The following is a 16103-nucleotide window of genomic DNA, read 5'->3' on the forward strand; positions in this document are numbered from 1 at the left end:
TTAGGTCAATATGATCTGAGGGTCGCCACAACCACAGTGCGGCGAGCGACATCCCAATAGAGGCCGAGTCCCTGGCGAGCCAAGGCGGCGGATAGATCGGCCAGTCGCCAAGTGAGGGAGACCGGAAAGCCCAGGTTGCTCATGGCATCATTCCCTCCAGACTAGGCGGCGGGGATCGCAAAAGCGGCGGGTCGGACCGGTTCTTCCCAGACTTCCGGCATTGCCTCCTGCGCGATTCGGTCAATCCGCCGCGCTTCCAGCGCCATCCGCGCCGCCATGCGCTGAACGAAGGCGGGATTTATGCGCTCTGGCAGGCGGCGGAACCGGGGGCCGGCCGCGAAGTATCCGGGTTCGATTGTCAGCAAAGCGTTGTACATCTCGGGTCTCCTCCTAAACGGTGAACTTTCTCTCGATAAAGCAATAGATATGCCATATAGAGAAGATCGGAAGACCACGTTGTGGTATTCTCTTACTGATGCTCAAGACAAGGAAATGAGTAACAGTAGAATCCTGGTAGAGCCGTTATGAAGGGGTTGGCATTCGACCCAGTGGGTCAAATCGAGTTGGCCCGGTGAGATTCAGCCGTTCAGAATGACCGGTAGGGTACAAGCGACTGACCAGAAGGGGCACATCAGTCGTTGTAGCGACAATATGTCGGATCACCAGTATGAATATACTCTGCGAGCGCAATTGGAAGATGGCGCAGTGCTTTTTCCAAAGCTCCCGAGCCGAAGCCTACTGCATCTTGGCATCGGCTACGCCTTTGGTGGCGGCGATCTGCTTGCGCGTCTGGAATTTCTCCACCGCCGTTTGCGTTTTATAGTTCAGGATAGCCCACAATAAATCGCACGTCCGTGGCCAGCATTCCGGCGCAACGGGCAGCTTCCAGACCGGAATCGGCATCCTCGAAGACCTGACAATAGCAAGGTTTGACTTGGAGGCGGCGCGCGGCCTCCAGAAACAGATCGGGTGCCGGTTTGGGCGGCAGGCCATCGTCCGCGGTCAGCGCTACGTGAAACAACGTCCACAATCCCGCCGCTTGCAGCGCCCGTTCCACATTGGCGTGGTTACTGCCGGAAACTACGGCCATCGGCAAATGTCCGTAGTATCGCCGGGCCAGGGCCGCGACCGGTTCCAGTGGCCGCGCCTGATCGAGCAGGGCGTAGGTTCGACGCTCCTTATTTTCCGTGAACTTTTCAATATCAAGCGCCTGGCTGAATTCAGCGTTGTACAGGGCAACAATCAGATCCGTCGGTTTGCCGTTGTGGCGGAGCAGGAATTCCAATGGGCACGACAGGCCCTGTTCAGCAAAGGTTTCCTCCCAAGCGGCGTAATGCAGGGGCAGGGTGTCCACCAGCGTCCCGTCGCAATCGAAGATCAGACCCCGAATCCAGGCAGGCACATCAAATTCCGGCAATGCGCCCCCTGTCGCCGTACTCATGCTCCCGCCGGTCTGGACAGGGCGCGCGGAGCAGCGGCGGGTGCCGCTGGTTTCTCCTCTTCTTCCTCGGGTTCGGCCAGCGCCTCCAGTGACAATCCCGAACCACCTGATTTTTCGGCGCCCGGCGCTCCGCTAGACAGATTAATACGCAATCGCAGATTGTTGGCGGAATCAGCATTCTTGATCGCTTCCTCGAAACTGATCTTGCCTGCTTTATGCAGATCAAACAACGCCTGATCGAAGGTTTGCATACCTATTCCGGTCGCTTTCTCCATAATTTCCTTAAGACCGGCTACCTCGCCGCGCTTGATCAGGGTTTCCACCATCGGCGAATGCAGCAGAATTTCGATGGCTGCAACCCGCTTGCCGTCCACCGTCGGAATCAGTCGTTGCGAGATAAACGCCCGCAGATTGGCGGACAGATCACTTTGCAATTGCGGACGCCGTTCTTCGGGGAAAAAGTTGATGATGCGATCCAATGCCTGGTTAGCGCTATTCGCGTGCAGGGTGGAAATCGCCAGATGCCCGGTTTCAGCGAACGCCAGCGCATGTTCCATAGTTTCCCGGTCGCGGATTTCGCCGATCAGAATGACGTCCGGGGCCTGGCGCAAGGTATTTTTCAGCGCATCGGCATAACTCAGGGTATCCACGCCCACCTCGCGCTGGTTAACAATTGAACGCTTATGGCGATGGACGAATTCAATCGGATCTTCAATAGTGATGATGTGTCCGCCGCTGTTGGTGTTGCGATGATCGATCAGCGCCGCTAGCGAGGTGGACTTGCCGGAACCGGTGCCGCCGACGAACAGGATCAGGCCACGTTTGGACATAATCACGTCAGTCAACACGGGTGGCAATCCCAGGTCTTTGACATTGGGCAGATCGGTCTTGATGTTGCGGATCACCATGGACACTTCGCCGCGCTGCTTGAAGATGTTGACCCGAAAGCGGCCAACATTGGGTTCGCTGATCGCCAGGTTCATTTCCAGCGTCTTCTCGAATTCCTCAATTTGCGCCTTGTCCAGAATGGAGTAGGCAATTTCCTTTACCCGACCATGCGGCAAGGGTTCCTTATCCAGCGCCCGCAGCACGCCCTGGAATTTGGCGCAGGGCGGCGCGCCCGTGCTGAGATAAATGTCGGACCCGTCGCGGCGGGCCAACAGTAGCAAATAGTCCTTGAGTTCCATGCCATGTCCTCTTGCGGATATTGGTTTTTGCGTAATTGTTCAATTCCCTCGCCCACTTGCGGGAGAGGGGTTAGGGGTTAGGGGAGAGGGGAGAGGGAGGTAGATTCAATCGTTGCTGCATGACCGCCGCGTCGGGGATCGCCTGCGCCTTGGCCATCGGGTGTCGCCGCATGAGTCCCGCCAAAGTAAACATCCTGGATCGGCCACTGATTGAGCGGCCAGCGTTTCATTAACACCGCTAGCGCCGCTTCGCTAAAGCCGGGTTCAACCTGAATTTGCTGGCCGTCCCAGTGCAGGCGCGGCGCTTCAACCGCCTGTCGGAGATTCATGCCAAAATCCACGCTGTTACTGATGACTTGCAGTAGGGCGGTGCGAATCCGCTTGCTGCCGCCGCTGCCCAGCGCCAGTCGAAGCTGGTCGCCCTCCAGCAGCAACGACGGCGCCATCATCGATGCAACTCGCACGCCAGGCGGACTGACGTGGAAGCCCTCCGGATGCAGGTCGTCCTCACCCATCATGTTATTGAGCATGATGCCCGTATCCGGCGCGAAGTAGCCGGAACCCTCGCCGTTGGACGTCGTCATGCTGGCGGCGTTGCCTTCGGCGTCGCAGATGCTGACATGGGTGGTGCCGCCCGAAACCTGACGCACCCGCTCCAGGCTTTCAGTCAAACCAGGCTGGCCCAGATCAGCAGGACTCAGATAACCCTCAGCGCGGCGCCGCTCGACTTCCTGCATCACCGCGGTTAATAACGCCAGATGCGCGGGCGAGCCAAATTCAAGTTCGCCCGCCTCGCGGGCTTCCAGCAGACGCAGCGATAAAGCGATGAGCGAACCGCCAAATGAAGGGGGTGGATTAGTGAGTAACCGGAAGCCGCGATAATCCGCAGGTAACGGTTCACGCTCAATGACCTGATAGGCGGCCAGATCGGCGGCGGTGAGCAATCCATTGCCCTCACGCATATCCTGGTCAATTCGCTGCGCCAGTTCGCCTTCATAGAAGGCGTGTTCGCCATCGCCGGGCAGCGTTTCCAGAAAAGCGGCCAGTTCCGGGTTGCAAAAAAGGTCACCCTCGCGCAAATAACGTCCTTCCGGCTGAAACAACGTCCGGCCTACGCCGGTCAATGTCATGACCGGAATCAGTAACGCGAGGAAATAGGCTTGGGCGCGATTAATCGTCACCCCAGTGCGCGCCAAGTCGATTGCCGGCGCGAGCACCTCGGTCAATGGCAAACGCCCCAGCCGACGGTGGATATGCAGGTAACCACGCAAGACGCCGGGCGTCGCCGCCGACCCCAGACCCACGTTAAAAATCTGTTCGCAACTGGGAAAACGCACGGTGATCGGCAGGAAATGCGGCTGCAGCTCACCGGCGCGCAAGCCGTGGCCGGGGGTGTTGACAAAGAAATCGAACAGCACCACCCGTCCCTGCGCCGTGCGCGCCAGCAAAAAACCGCCGCCGCCCAGGCTGGTCAGGGTAGGTTCGGCCACCGCGCCGGCAAAACCCGCGGCCACGACCGCGTCGAAGGCATTGCCGCCGGTGCGTAAGATAGCGCAGGCGGCTTCGGTCACCTGGGGATGGCCGCTGGCCACACTGCACTTGGAGGATGAAAGTGAAGTCATGAGCGTAGCGTTTCAATTGCGATTCGCCGGCCGCCGGTGATGAGGCGCGCGACCACGGCCGCGCGATTCGCCGCCAGACAAGGGCGGACGGCGGCGCTCCAGTCGCTTGGGCGGTTTATATTCCAGCAGCAAGTCTTCGGTAATTGGCAGCACGGGTATTTTCTGGCCGATGAATTCCTCAATCTCCGGCAGCGAGTACACATATTCCTCACAAGCGAAGTTGATGGCGTCGCCGCTGGCGCCAATGCGGGCCGTGCGGCCAATGCGGTGGACATAATCCTCCCGGTCTTGCGGCAGATCAAAGTTGATGACGTGGGTCACATCCGGAATGTGCAGGCCCCGCGCCGCAACGTCGGTGGCCACCAGGATGGGCAAATCGCCGCGCTGGAAGGCTTGCAGCAGGTGCAGGCGCTTGTTCTGGGGAATATCGCCGGACAAAACGCCTGCTTCGTAGCCATTGCCCAGCAGGTAGCCGGTCACCCGGTCTGCGGCGCGTTTGGTGTTGACAAAGATCATAGTGCGCCGGGGATCCTGCTGGCGCAGTATGCCCAGCAGTAGCGGAATCTTGTCGTGCGCGGAAACATGGTAAAGCGCCTGCCGCACATTTTCTGCAGTGACATGTTCAGACTCGATCCGAATCACTTGGGGATTGTTCATGTGTTCATAAGCCAGCTCCATCACCCGATTGCTCAGGGTGGCCGAGAATAGCAGGTTAATGCGTTGACCAGGCGCTGGCATCTTGCGCAACAGGTAACGGATATCGGCGATGAAGCCCAGATCGAACATCCGGTCGGCTTCGTCCAGAATCACCACTTCGATCTGGTTAAGCTTGTAGACGCCCTGTTTGTAATAATCGATCAGCCGTCCGGGCGTGCCGATGAGTACGTCGACGCCGGCTTCCAGTTGGCGGCGCTGGCTGTCATAACCGGTTCCGCCGTAGACGACCGCGAACTTGAGGCCGGTGTAGCGACCCAATAATTCAGCATCCCGGTGAATCTGCACCGCCAGCTCCCGGGTGGGCGCAATGACGATGGCCCAGGGGCCGACCGCGTCCTCGGCAACCGGCGTTTCCATCAGATGATGCAATGCCGCCAATAGATAGGCTGCCGTTTTGCCCGTGCCGGTTTGCGCCTGACCGGCAATATCCTGACCTTTGAGCGCGAGAGGCAGCGTGGCGGCCTGAATCGGCGTGCAATAGGCAAAACCGGCGTCCTCCAAGCTTTCCAGCAGCGAATCGGTCAGACCCAGCGAGGAAAACGGGACATGAGTGAGATGATCTTTTTGCATGATTGTGCGACTATCCCGAGTGAGCAGGGGTGAGTGGGGCTAACACGAGCGCTCATCCAGGCGCAATAGGAAGGAAAGATTTGTGCCCCGATAGAGTATTTTGCCACAATATGCCTTGTTGAACGCCGCGCGCCGCCGATTTTCGCCGGTTGCGTCCCGGCGGCGGTTCCCTCAAGTATGCATGACAGTTGCGCGCTGTACCTGTATCCCGCCTGTCCCGCCGCCTTGTTCCTACTTTTGCATCGGAGAAAATTCCATGAGCGAAAATATCATGCATGTCACCGACGACACATTCGAGGCCGAGGTTCTCAAGGCTGAGCAGCCCGTTCTGGTGGATTATTGGGCGGAATGGTGTGGCCCCTGCCGAATGATTGCGCCGATCCTGGACGAGATTGCCACGGAATACGGCGATCGCGTCAAGATTTGCAAGCTGAACGTGGATGAGAATCAGAATACCCCACCCAAGTACGGCATTCGCGGCATCCCGACCCTGATGCTGTTTCGTGGCGGCAATGTTGAAGCGCAAAAGGTTGGCGCGCAATCCAAGTCGCAATTGACCGCCTTTCTCGACAGCAATCTGCGCTGAGACGCGCAGCGCGGCGTCAGCCTCAGGCTGGACGCCGTTTCCCAACCGTGCTAGTTTTCATCTGCCAATCGCGGCGTTTGCCTTGCCTCAATTCTCGTTCCTTGTAATACCCCGGCTGTCCCCAGCCCATTTCCCGACTCCCTCCCCGCGGATGCGTCCTGCCGACGCCCGTCTGTTTCGAGCAAGTTTCCATGAATCTAACCGAACTTAAAAAGAAATCCGCCGCCGACCTGATCGCCATCGCGCAGGAACTGAAGCTCGAAGGCACGGCGCGGTCCCGCAAACAGGATGTGATCTTCGCCATTCTCAAGGCGTTGGCCAAGAGCGGCGAGGATATTTACGGCGATGGGGTGTTGGAGATTTTGCAGGATGGTTTTGGGTTCCTGCGCTCCGCCGACAGTTCCTATCTGGCCGGTCCTGATGATATCTACGTCTCACCCAGCCAGATTCGCCGTTTCAGCCTGCGCACTGGCGACACGGTGAGCGGCAAAATTCGCCCGCCGAAGGAAGGGGAGCGCTATTTCGCCTTGCTGAAGGTGGGCGATATCAATTTTGAACCGCCGGAAGCCTCCAAGAACAAAGTGCTGTTTGAGAATCTGACGCCGCTGCATGCGACCGAACGCATGCAGTTGGAGCGCGGCAACGGCAGCACCGAGGATATTACCGCACGGGTGATCGATCTGATCGCGCCGATCGGCAAGGGCCAGCGCGGTTTGATCGTCTCGCCGCCCAAGGCGGGTAAGACCATGATGTTGCAGAACATCGCGCAAAGTATCGCTGCCAACCATCCCGAATGCTATCTGATCGTGCTGCTGATTGACGAGCGACCGGAGGAAGTGACCGAGATGCAGCGTTCGGTGCGCGGCGAGGTGGTGTCCAGCACGTTTGACGAGCCGGCGACCCGCCATGTCCAGGTTGCGGAAATGGTGTCGGATAAGGCTAAACGGCTGGTGGAGCATAAGCGCGATGTCGTGATTCTTCTGGATTCTATTACCCGCTTGGCGCGAGCCTACAACACGGTAGTCCCGGCTTCGGGCAAAGTGTTGACGGGCGGAGTGGACGCCAATGCATTGCAGAAACCGAAGCGATTCTTCGGCGCGGCGCGAAATATTGAAGAAGGTGGTTCACTGACCATTCTCGCCACAACCCTGATTGACACCGGTTCGCGCATGGACGATGTGATCTACGAGGAATTCAAGGGCACCGGCAACATGGAGATTCATCTGGACCGGCGCATTTCCGAAAAGCGGGTCTTCCCGGCTATCGACATCAACCGTTCCGGCACCCGCCGCGAGGAGCTGCTGACCGAGCCGGATGATTTGCAGAAGATGTGGATTCTGCGCAAGTTGCTGCATCCGATGGATGAGTTGCAGGCGATGGAGTTTCTACTAGAGCGGTTGAAGAATACCAAGACCAATAAGGAATTTTTTGAATCGATGAAGCGCTGAATGAATGGAGTTAAGCCATGAATGCAGTGATCGAACCCCGCCGCCACTGGATCACGGTAGAGGAATATCATCAAATGGGCGAGGCCGGCATTTTTGATGAGGATGCCCGGATTGAGTTGCTGGAAGGAGAGCTGTTCGATATGGCCCCGATTGGAAGCAAACATGCGAATACAGTGGCCCGACTGGTGCATTTATTTTACGCTGCCAGGGATAGCGCAGTGGTGTGGGTGCAAAACCCCATTGCTCTAGCCCGTTCGGAGCCCGAACCTGATGTGGCCTTGCTTAAATCTGGAAATTATTGGGACCATTTGCCAACCGTCGACGACGTGCTGTTGCTGATCGAAGTGGCCGACAGTTCCATGCAATATGATCGGGAGAAAAAGATTCCGGTATATGGCCGTTGCGGAATTGCTGAAACCTGGCTGGTGGATGTCAACGCCCGACAAGTGGAGATTTACCGGGAGCCGAGTCCAGCCGGTTATCGCACGGTGCTGATTCGGAGTGAGCAGGATTGCATCGCGCTGGTGGCCTTGCCAGAGTTGGAAATCGCGTTGGGGGAGATTTGGAGGTCTTCATGAATCAGGCACCTGCGCCCTGTCCTTTGCCGGTGACCCGGTTGGAGTCCTGTGAGCAGAATCCGAGCGCTGGTTCAGGAGTATCTTACGATAGGATTTTTTCATTGAATCAATGTCTTCCAGGTTATCGATGTCATTGCCTAGTTTGATATAGGCGCCCGGATTTTAATAATGCGCCAGGAATTCATCGAACGACCGTTCATCCGCTGCTTCGATGGCCTGTTGTGCGCGCCGTGATTGTTCGGCTATTCCGGTGAGAAAGCGTATTCTTTCTTCGGCTAGGGGCAGCGACTCGAAGTGGCGACGATGTTGCTCCGATAGCCGTCGAGCGCAACGAAAAAAGTTTTCGCCGCTGGCGTGCATTTCCGCCAGCATCCGGGCCGAGGGCGTCCGGTCGGGATCAACCAGCGCTTTCCGCTGTTCCGCCAGCGTCGCTGCGTAAGGCCGTCCCTCCTGACCCCGGTCCAGCAACTCACTAACAGGTTGCATCTGCAAAAAAATCTCGTCCGCCCATTCGCGCATTAGCAGCGATGGACCGCGCCGCCGATGCAGAACCAGCGCTGGATCACGGCCAGTCAACGCCACCGCCATCTGATTGTCGTCGATCAGACTGCGCTCCTCAGCGTCCAGAGGCGGCGATTCAGCCAGCAAGCAAAACAGCAGAAAAATTTCCAGAAACTGCAATTGCGGGACATTCACTCCTAGTGGCTCCAATGGATTGATATCCACCGAGCGCAGCTCCACATAGCTTACCCCGCGCTCGCGCAACGCCAGGGTCGGTTTCTCATTACCCTGGGGCGGTTGTTTGGGCCGCATCGAGGCGTAATATTCATTCTCGATTTGCAGAATATTGACGTTGAGCTGACGGTATTCGCCGTCTACTTTGACGCCGATTTCCTCATAAGGCGGCCAGGGTGTGACCGTCGCTTGGGTCAGACTGGCGATATATTCGGCCAATGAGTTATAGCAGACATTAACGCCACTCTTCTTCTCGGTGCGGTTGGTGTAACCGACGTTGCTCATGCGCAGGGAAGTCGCATAGGGGCCATAACAGGTATGGTCATCGAATGCCGGCAAGGTCGTGGTCTTGCCGTCCAGGAATGACTTGCAGACTGCAGGCGATGCGCCAAACAGATAAAGAATCAGCCAGCCAACGCGTTGCAGATTGCGAATCAGCCCAAAATAGGATTCAGAGCGAAAATCCTGGAGCGTGCGCTGGTCGCCTTCCTGATCCTGGAAGGCGGCCCAGAATGCGTTAGATAGAGAGAAGTTAAAGTGAATGCCAGCGATCACCTGCATGATTCGCCCATAGCGCCAAGCCAGTCCGCGCCGATAGACATGTTTCATCAGGCCGAGGTTGGAGGAACCGTACTCGGCGATGGGAATGCTGGCTTCGCCCGCCAGGATACAGGGCATACTGGCCGCCCATAGCAGTTCATCGCCAATGTGTGGATAAACAAAACGATGCAGATCGTCCAGGAAACGCAGCGCTTCGCTGGCATCGGGCAAGGGGGGAGTAATAAACTCCAGCAGTGCCTCGGAATAGTCGGTGGTGATATAAGGATGGGTCAGTGCCGAACCCAGTGGCGCGGGATGGTGGACTTGCGAGATATAGCCATCCGGGGCAACCCGCAGCGCCTCCCGCTCCAGACCCAGCAGGCGACCGTCCAGCAAGGCGCGCGCATCGGCGTTGAACAACCGGGTCAGGCGCTGGTCAAGCATTCGGTACACAATTTTTGCCTCCACTATCATTAATCCTGGAATCCCGGTTAAGGGAGAGAGAAAAACATGGCTAGCATTCCTTTGCTTGCATTTGTGGTCGCCGCTTACACCGTACTGGCGCTGGCGGCGCCGGGTTGGCTGGCGGCGACGTTGTTTGGCCTGCCGCTGTTATCGGGCGTCGTTCTATGGTTCCGGGGCGGCGACTTGCTACTGGTCATCGGGTTGCTTCTGCTGTGTGTTGAGATTTATCGCGCGACCAGTAGTTCGACCGCCGCCATTCTCAATCACGTCCTGTCGCTGGTGGTGTTTATTATCGCATTGATCGAGCTGATCATAATGCCACAGATGGCGAATATGACTTTTTTTCTGATTGTGCTGATGACAGTGAGCGATGTGATCGCCGGTTTTACCGTGACGATCTCTACCGCCCGACGGGATATTCAACATTCGCCATAATCAAGGTCGTTTGAATGACCGGATACAGTGTTTGCCATATCAGCCAAGATGATCGCTGACAGGTTGAAAATTGCAGGCGCGACGGCCTAAAGTGACAAGGTCAGCAAATCATCCAGAGGAGCACGGTATGACCTCGATCATCAAAGCTGACTGGTTATTTATGGGGATACTTTGCTTGGGCGCGTCTTCCAGCGCTTGGGCGGCTTTACAGACGGCGCTTGAAGGGCCAAGCGATGAACAAACGGTCTCCGGCATCGAAGTAATCCGCGGTTGGGCGTTTTCTGATCTTGAAGGCGTGCAGATTCATCAGGTGACCTTGTCAATCGATGGCCAGGAGATCACCACGATCCCCTGTTGCAGCGCCCGGTCCGATGTCGCCAGCGCCTTTCCGGATTATCCTGCGGCGAATACGCGGCAGAGCGGCTATGGCTTGACCTTCAATTTCAATAGCCTGTCCACAGGGACGCATACCGTCGAAGTAGCGATTCGCGATTCCAGCGGAGCAGAGTTGCGCAACACTCATCAGATTCATGTGGTCAAGCCGGGGACTTTCCCCTTCATCGACCGCGTCGATTTATCGGTAGCCCGCGCCGAGTTACAGGGTCAGGACATTGTGTTGAATGGCGCGCGCATCCGGGATCAAGGCAGTCAACAGGAAGAATCCATTAGCGTTCGCTTACGCTGGTTTCAAAATATCCAGCGATTGGGGATCATCGATGCGGCTTCTTCTGCAGGTTTAAGCACGCGCGCGGGTACTGCCACCGCTAATGTCACCCCGGCCGCTTTTACCAAGACCCAGTCGGGCGATGTCTCCGGGATTCGCTATGCTGCGCTGGAGAGTCCCAACGAGGGCGATACGGGTTCGGGCATCGCCGTCATTCGCGGTTGGGCGATTGCGCCCGCCGAGCGCGCCATCAACCGAGTCCAGTTATTGATTGATGGCGAACCTTCCATCACGTTGCCCTGTTGCTCGCGACGGACAGATGTGGCCGCCGCCTTTCCCGATGAGCCGAATGCCGCCAACAGTGGGTTTGGAGCGACCTTCAACTACGGCAATCTCACGCCGGGCAATCACAGCCTGACCCTCGAAATCGAGGACAGCAGCGGCGCGGTTCGCACCTTTACCCGAGGTCTGCGGGTGCGCAATCCCGGCAATTTTGCCTTTCTGGAGAACCTGGATTTGGGTGCGGCTTCTGTTGACATTGTCGCAGGGCAATTGGCGGTTCGCAATGCGCAGGCCCAGGATCGGGTGAGTGGGCAAGTGGTTCGCCGCAACCTGCGTTATCAATGGGATGTTCCCTCCCAGGGCTTTGCTTTGGTCGATGAAGGACTCCGGGACGTCAGGATTGCCAATACCGGATGCGCGATGAACGGCGACACCTCCAGCCTCGATGCCTTACTCGGCGATTCTGGACCGGATGGAGTGTCGCTGGTCGAGTTGCTCACCGCGCTTCGCGTCTCGCCGGTCCTGGATCGGGTGCTGGCCGATTTTCAGGAAAGCGGGGTCGTGCAGTGCAGGGAGTCCTTGCCGTCCGTGCAAGGACCGCTGACCCTAAATGGCGATGTCAACGGCGATGGGAATCCCGATGTAGTGATCAATGGGACACGGGCTGAAGCAACCGTTCATGGAACCACACAAACCGGCGATACCCTGCCCTACGGATTGGAAATCAACGGAAACGATGTCACCGTTCGCGGCCTTTCCCTGACGAATTTCACCGGGACTGGGATACGAATCGCTTTGTCCGATACCCGCGAAGTAGCCAACATCGCGATTCTGGACAGTGCGATTTCCCACGCGGAGACCGGTGTCGGCGTTGGCTCTTTTATCGAAGGAATCGCTAACGCGAAACCGATTCGCGATCTTCTCATCAGCCAGAATCGCATCAACGATACTACAAATGGTATTAAGGTTGAGGTTGACGGTACGACTAACGCCCGATTGGAAAGGATTACCTTGGCAAGTAATCGGCTCGAAAATCTTATCGAAAACCCTGACAGCGCTTCATACGGCTATGGGATCGTCGTTGGCCCCGGTTGGGACAATCAAGGTAGTGTCTTCCATCAGATACATATCGTCGGTAATATGGTTAAAGCCGCAGCTAGTGATGGTATCCTGATTAAAGGAGGTGAAGGCGAATCAGAGAACAATCTGCTTGAGTCGTTCATCCGTCAAAATGAGATCAGTGACTGTAGCAACGGAATCGTGTCCGTCGGCGGGTTTTATGACAACGCCAACAACAATACTCTGCTGATGGATATCAGTGATAACCGCTTAAAGGGAAACCATGATAACGGGATTATCGTGATTGGCGGCATCGCGGGTGGGGCCCGAAACGCCATCGACATTACGATACAAGGCAACGTTTCGACGTTTGATGGAACAGGCGTTAGTGTTCGCGGCGGTAACGACGAAGGCGCCATGGAAAATCAAATCCTGACGGAAATTCGCGACAATGAATTACGTGAGAGTGGATACGCCGGGATTCAAATGGAGGGTGGAGGATCGGCTGCGGATGGCAATACGGTTGATGGTGCGGTGATAAATAACTGGGTTTCCAACAATTATGATGGCGTGGTTCTCAACGGAGGATTTGAAGCGACGAATAATCTGTTAAGCAGCCGGGTGGAGAGCAACACGCTGCAAGATAGTCTAGGAGCGGGCGTGGCGATGCGGGGGGGTTGGTCAGCTACCGCGAATGTGCTCAACGCCGAAGTCCGAGACAACACAGTCAGCGATACCCATGATGGCTTGTTTGTCTGCGGCGGATCGGCCAAGCAACGCGGAAGCAACACAAGTTCTGCAAACAATAATTCTGCCCTAGTCGATCTGCTGTCGAACGTCGTACAGCGCACTGCAGCCCTTGGCATCGCCGTGTTCGGTGGTTGTGAACCCGAAGTAGGTGACGTCGCCAATAATCGCGTTGAAGCTATTCTGGCGGATAATCAAGCGGACAGCATTGATTGCCAGAACAACATTGCGAGCAATACCGCTGATTGCACGCTTTCCGGCAGCGCTCAAACTCGTGACGGTGCGGTATCCGAACGGGCAATGAGAGAGCGAGTCACCTGGTTACCACGGCTGTCCACGGCTGCGGTTAATCGGGTGCGCAGTCATCAAATGTGGGTCCAGGCCAGGGAAAAGCGTTTGCGCGCCTTGGCGGCGGACGTCCAAGATCGCCGGTTGAGCCAGCGGTTGTTGCGGTTCAGCGACCGATTGCGCCGCTTGGACGACAGGCTGGGCGGCTTAACCGCTGCGATAGAACGTCTTAATCCTTAGCGCGCCTGATGCTGTGACGCAACTCTATAGTTTTGTCACTTTTTAATATGGCCTGTTCACGCGATGCTTCTCTCTGAATTCGCGCTAATTGATTGTTATTTTGCCGCACAGGATGTGCGGCGTTCTGACGTAGCGCTGGGCATCGGCGATGATTGCGCCCTGCTGGTTCCTCCGGTTGGCCAGCAGTTAGCGGCGACGGTGGATACTCTAGTAGCCGACGTGCATTTCTTCGCCGCTGCCGATCCAGAAAGGTTGGGTCACAAGGCGTTGGCGGTGAATTTGAGCGATCTGGCGGCGATGGGCGCAACTCCGGCCTGGGCGACCCTGGCGCTGACTTTGCCCAAAGCCGATGAAAAATGGCTGGAGGCCTTTTGCCGGGGACTGTTCGCTTTGGCGAATCGGTATGAAGTGCAACTGATTGGCGGTGATACAACGCGCGGTCCAGTGACGGTCATCACGATTCAAGCCCATGGCTTCGCACCGCCTGACCGGGCGTTGCGCCGCGACGGAGCGCGTCCGGGCGATTGTGTCTATGTGACTGGGACGCTGGGCGATGCCGGTTTGGCATTAGCGGTTGAGTTTGGCGAGGCCACGGTGGCTGACAAAGATGCTGAGTATCTGCGGCTACGGCTGGAGCGACCGGAGCCGCGCATCGCACAAGGTCTGGCGTTGCGCGGAGTGGCCAACGCCGCTATCGATGTCTCCGACGGCCTGGCGCAGGACCTGGGCCATATTCTGGAACGTAGCGGAGTCGGGGCGTGGCTTGATGTGGAGCAGTTACCCTTGTCGCCGGTGCTGTTGGCTTCTCTGGATCGGCAGGCGGCGATCACGACCGCCTTAGCCAGCGGCGACGATTATGAACTCTGTTTCACGGTCCCGCCGGAACAGGTTGAGCGATTGGAGCAGCTTGCCGTGAACTGGAATTGCCGTTGTACGCCGATTGGCGTTATCACGGCGGAGCCGGGATTGCGGTTGCTCCAGGCGGATGGTTCCGCTTTTCGCCTGGAGCAACCGGGTTATGACCACTTTGGCTAATGTCGTTGTCTCGTCTTCTTTTTTGCGCCTTCCGACGGCGACAGCGACGTCAGTTTCTGAGAATGGCTATATCACCAGCATCCCTACCACTGCCCCGCTCATCAAGGTCGCCAAGGTTCCCGAGAGAATGGATTTGGGACCCAGGGCGACAATAGCGTTTCTCCGCTCCGGCGCCATCGCGCCCAAACCGCCGATCAGAATGCCAAGACTGCCCAGATTAGCGAAGCCGCACAACGCATAGGTCATGATCAATCGGCTGCGCGGACTGAGCGCAGCCGCCGGTAGCCGCGCCAAATCCAGGTAGGCGATCAACTCGTTGAGTACGGTTTTAGTCCCCATTAATCCACCGGCGGTGATCGCCTCGCTCCAGGGAATGCCGATCAGCCAGACCACTGGGGCCATTAATCCCCCTAACAGTCGTTGCAAAGTCAATGGCTGTCCTTGCCACGCCGGCAACAGTCCCAGGATGGCGTTGATCAAGCTAACCAGCGCCACGAACACGATCAGCAGCGCGATAATATTCAGGAACAGTTCTATTCCGGCCAGCGTGCCCTGCGTCACGGCGTCCACGCTGGAAGAAGCGGTTTGAGGCGGGGTCAATTCCCCAGCGGTCGTCTGCGGGTCAGGAGGAACCATGATCGCCGCGATCAGAATCGCCGCTGGCACATTGATCAGCGAGGCGGTGAGAATATGGCCGATGGCGTCCGGCACTACTGGAGCCAGAAAGCTGGCGTACAGCACCATGACCGTGCCGGCGATGGTGGCCATGCCACAAGTCATCACGGCAAACAGTTCGCCGCGACTCATCGCTGTGAGGTAAGGGCGCACGAACAGCGGTGCTTCGACCATGCCGACAAACACGCTGGCCGCTGCTGACAGACCGACCGCGCCGCCGACGCCGAGGATTTTGCGCAGAATGGCCGCCGCCGCGCGCACCAGCCAGGGGAGAATGCGCCAGTGAAACAGCAGCGCTGACAGGGCGCTGATCACCAAGACCAGCGGTAATGCGCGAAACGCCAGGATGAAACTGGAACCCGCGCCGGTTTCGGCAAAGGGCAGGGGAGCACCGCCCAAGTAGCCGAATACCAAAGCGGTTCCCTCCTGTGTAGCGCGCTCCAGGGCCAGCAACGCCTCGTTCAGATGCAGAAAGAATTGCCGGAATGCCGGTATTTTGAGTAAGGCCGCCGCCAACAATACCTGCAATAACAACGCTGCGCTGGCTGTTCGCCACGGAAATCGGCGGCGATTTTCGCTGATCGCCCAGGCAAAGGCGATAAAGATGATGAGGCCGAGAAGGCTTTGCAGAATCGTTGGCATGACAGAATCTTCCGTAAGGCAGGATAATGACGACCGATGATCTCTTTCACGATAACGGGTAATCCACGATGAACCCCTGGACGCATTTCGAGCGTAGCGCGGGGTTGCTGCGTTCGGTGTTGATGTACCACGGCATTCCATTCCGCC

At 57.4% G+C, this 16103-nt stretch carries 14 protein-coding genes; 6 read left to right on the top strand and 8 right to left on the bottom strand.

Annotation, left to right across the window (positions count from 1 at the left end; translation table 11 throughout):
* Positions 1-5: 5 nt before the first annotated feature.
* The 6 genes from H6973_06125 to H6973_06150 form a co-directional block, all read right to left on the bottom strand.
* Positions 6-143 carry a hypothetical protein gene (locus tag H6973_06125; protein MCP5125214.1) on the bottom strand — a complete coding sequence of 46 codons (138 nt, stop codon included), beginning with the start codon at positions 141-143 and terminating at the stop codon, positions 6-8.
* Positions 144-161: 18 nt separating this feature from the next.
* Complete coding sequence (locus tag H6973_06130) at positions 162-377, bottom strand: hypothetical protein (GenBank protein MCP5125215.1); 216 nt, start codon at positions 375-377, stop codon at positions 162-164.
* 440 nt (positions 378-817) lie between these two features.
* The gene (locus H6973_06135; protein MCP5125216.1) at positions 818-1441 is read right to left on the bottom strand and encodes an HAD family phosphatase; all 624 of its coding nucleotides are present in this window, start codon (positions 1439-1441) and stop codon (positions 818-820) included.
* Complete coding sequence (locus H6973_06140; GenBank protein MCP5125217.1) at positions 1438-2628, bottom strand: PilT/PilU family type 4a pilus ATPase; 1191 nt, start codon at positions 2626-2628, stop codon at positions 1438-1440. The genes H6973_06135 and H6973_06140 overlap by 4 nt, the downstream gene beginning before the upstream one ends.
* Before the next feature lie 77 nt (positions 2629-2705).
* Positions 2706-4250, bottom strand: coding sequence for a gamma-glutamyltransferase (locus H6973_06145; GenBank protein ID MCP5125218.1), 1545 nt, complete (start codon positions 4248-4250; stop codon positions 2706-2708).
* A 12-nt stretch (positions 4251-4262) separates the two neighbouring features.
* On the bottom strand, positions 4263-5537 hold the full coding sequence (locus H6973_06150) for a DEAD/DEAH box helicase (protein MCP5125219.1): 1275 nt from the start codon (positions 5535-5537) through the stop codon (positions 4263-4265).
* Between the two features lie 256 nt (positions 5538-5793).
* On the opposite strand from H6973_06150, the gene trxA reads away from it, so the two are divergent.
* From trxA to H6973_06165, 3 genes are all read left to right on the top strand, one after another.
* On the top strand, positions 5794-6123 hold the full coding sequence (gene trxA / locus H6973_06155) for a thioredoxin TrxA (protein ID MCP5125220.1): 330 nt from the start codon (positions 5794-5796) through the stop codon (positions 6121-6123).
* A gap of 191 nt (positions 6124-6314) precedes the next feature.
* Positions 6315-7571, top strand: a complete 1257-nt coding sequence (gene rho, locus H6973_06160; protein MCP5125221.1) for a transcription termination factor Rho — start codon at positions 6315-6317, stop codon at positions 7569-7571.
* Positions 7572-7588: 17 nt separating this feature from the next.
* On the top strand, positions 7589-8149 hold the full coding sequence (locus H6973_06165) for a Uma2 family endonuclease (protein MCP5125222.1): 561 nt from the start codon (positions 7589-7591) through the stop codon (positions 8147-8149).
* 162 nt (positions 8150-8311) lie between these two features.
* Here H6973_06165 and H6973_06170 read toward each other — a convergent pair whose 3' ends face one another.
* Positions 8312-9868 carry a glutamate--cysteine ligase gene (locus H6973_06170; protein ID MCP5125223.1) on the bottom strand — a complete coding sequence of 519 codons (1557 nt, stop codon included), beginning with the start codon at positions 9866-9868 and terminating at the stop codon, positions 8312-8314.
* A 66-nt stretch (positions 9869-9934) separates the two neighbouring features.
* On the opposite strand from H6973_06170, the gene H6973_06175 reads away from it, so the two are divergent.
* The 3 genes from H6973_06175 (at position 9935) to thiL (ending at position 14639) form a co-directional block, all read left to right on the top strand.
* Positions 9935-10324, top strand: coding sequence for a hypothetical protein (locus tag H6973_06175; GenBank protein ID MCP5125224.1), 390 nt, complete (start codon positions 9935-9937; stop codon positions 10322-10324).
* A gap of 127 nt (positions 10325-10451) precedes the next feature.
* Positions 10452-13604, top strand: coding sequence for a hypothetical protein (locus tag H6973_06180; protein MCP5125225.1), 3153 nt, complete (start codon positions 10452-10454; stop codon positions 13602-13604).
* 63 nt (positions 13605-13667) lie between these two features.
* Positions 13668-14639: a thiamine-phosphate kinase gene (gene thiL, locus H6973_06185; GenBank protein ID MCP5125226.1), complete on the top strand. Its 972-nt coding sequence runs from the start codon at positions 13668-13670 to the stop codon at positions 14637-14639.
* Between the two features lie 66 nt (positions 14640-14705).
* Here the strand turns inward: thiL and H6973_06190 are convergent, their stop codons facing one another.
* Entirely contained in the window at positions 14706-15956 is a 1251-nt protein-coding gene (locus H6973_06190) for a nucleoside:proton symporter (GenBank protein MCP5125227.1), read from the bottom strand.
* Positions 15957-16103: the final 147 nt, after the last annotated feature.

This window comes from Gammaproteobacteria bacterium (genome assembly GCA_024235095.1).
Classification (GTDB): domain Bacteria; phylum Pseudomonadota; class Gammaproteobacteria; order Competibacterales; family Competibacteraceae; genus UBA2383.

Excerpts from the sequence above, each read along its gene's own strand:
- H6973_06125 (MCP5125214.1), bottom strand. The coding sequence starts at position 143 with ATGAGCAACCTGGGCTTTCCGGTCTCCCTCACTTGGCGACTGGCCGAT.
- H6973_06130 (MCP5125215.1), bottom strand. The coding sequence starts at position 377 with ATGTACAACGCTTTGCTGACAATCGAACCCGGATACTTCGCGGCCGGC.
- H6973_06135 (MCP5125216.1), bottom strand. The coding sequence starts at position 1,441 with ATGAGTACGGCGACAGGGGGCGCATTGCCGGAATTTGATGTGCCTGCC.
- H6973_06140 (MCP5125217.1), bottom strand. The coding sequence starts at position 2,628 with ATGGAACTCAAGGACTATTTGCTACTGTTGGCCCGCCGCGACGGGTCC.
- H6973_06145 (MCP5125218.1), bottom strand. The coding sequence starts at position 4,250 with ATGACTTCACTTTCATCCTCCAAGTGCAGTGTGGCCAGCGGCCATCCC.
- H6973_06150 (MCP5125219.1), bottom strand. The coding sequence starts at position 5,537 with ATGCAAAAAGATCATCTCACTCATGTCCCGTTTTCCTCGCTGGGTCTG.
- trxA (MCP5125220.1), top strand. The coding sequence starts at position 5,794 with ATGAGCGAAAATATCATGCATGTCACCGACGACACATTCGAGGCCGAG.
- rho (MCP5125221.1), top strand. The coding sequence starts at position 6,315 with ATGAATCTAACCGAACTTAAAAAGAAATCCGCCGCCGACCTGATCGCC.
- H6973_06165 (MCP5125222.1), top strand. The coding sequence starts at position 7,589 with ATGAATGCAGTGATCGAACCCCGCCGCCACTGGATCACGGTAGAGGAA.
- H6973_06170 (MCP5125223.1), bottom strand. The coding sequence starts at position 9,868 with ATGCTTGACCAGCGCCTGACCCGGTTGTTCAACGCCGATGCGCGCGCC.
- H6973_06175 (MCP5125224.1), top strand. The coding sequence starts at position 9,935 with ATGGCTAGCATTCCTTTGCTTGCATTTGTGGTCGCCGCTTACACCGTA.
- H6973_06180 (MCP5125225.1), top strand. The coding sequence starts at position 10,452 with ATGACCTCGATCATCAAAGCTGACTGGTTATTTATGGGGATACTTTGC.
- thiL (MCP5125226.1), top strand. The coding sequence starts at position 13,668 with ATGCTTCTCTCTGAATTCGCGCTAATTGATTGTTATTTTGCCGCACAG.
- H6973_06190 (MCP5125227.1), bottom strand. The coding sequence starts at position 15,956 with ATGCCAACGATTCTGCAAAGCCTTCTCGGCCTCATCATCTTTATCGCC.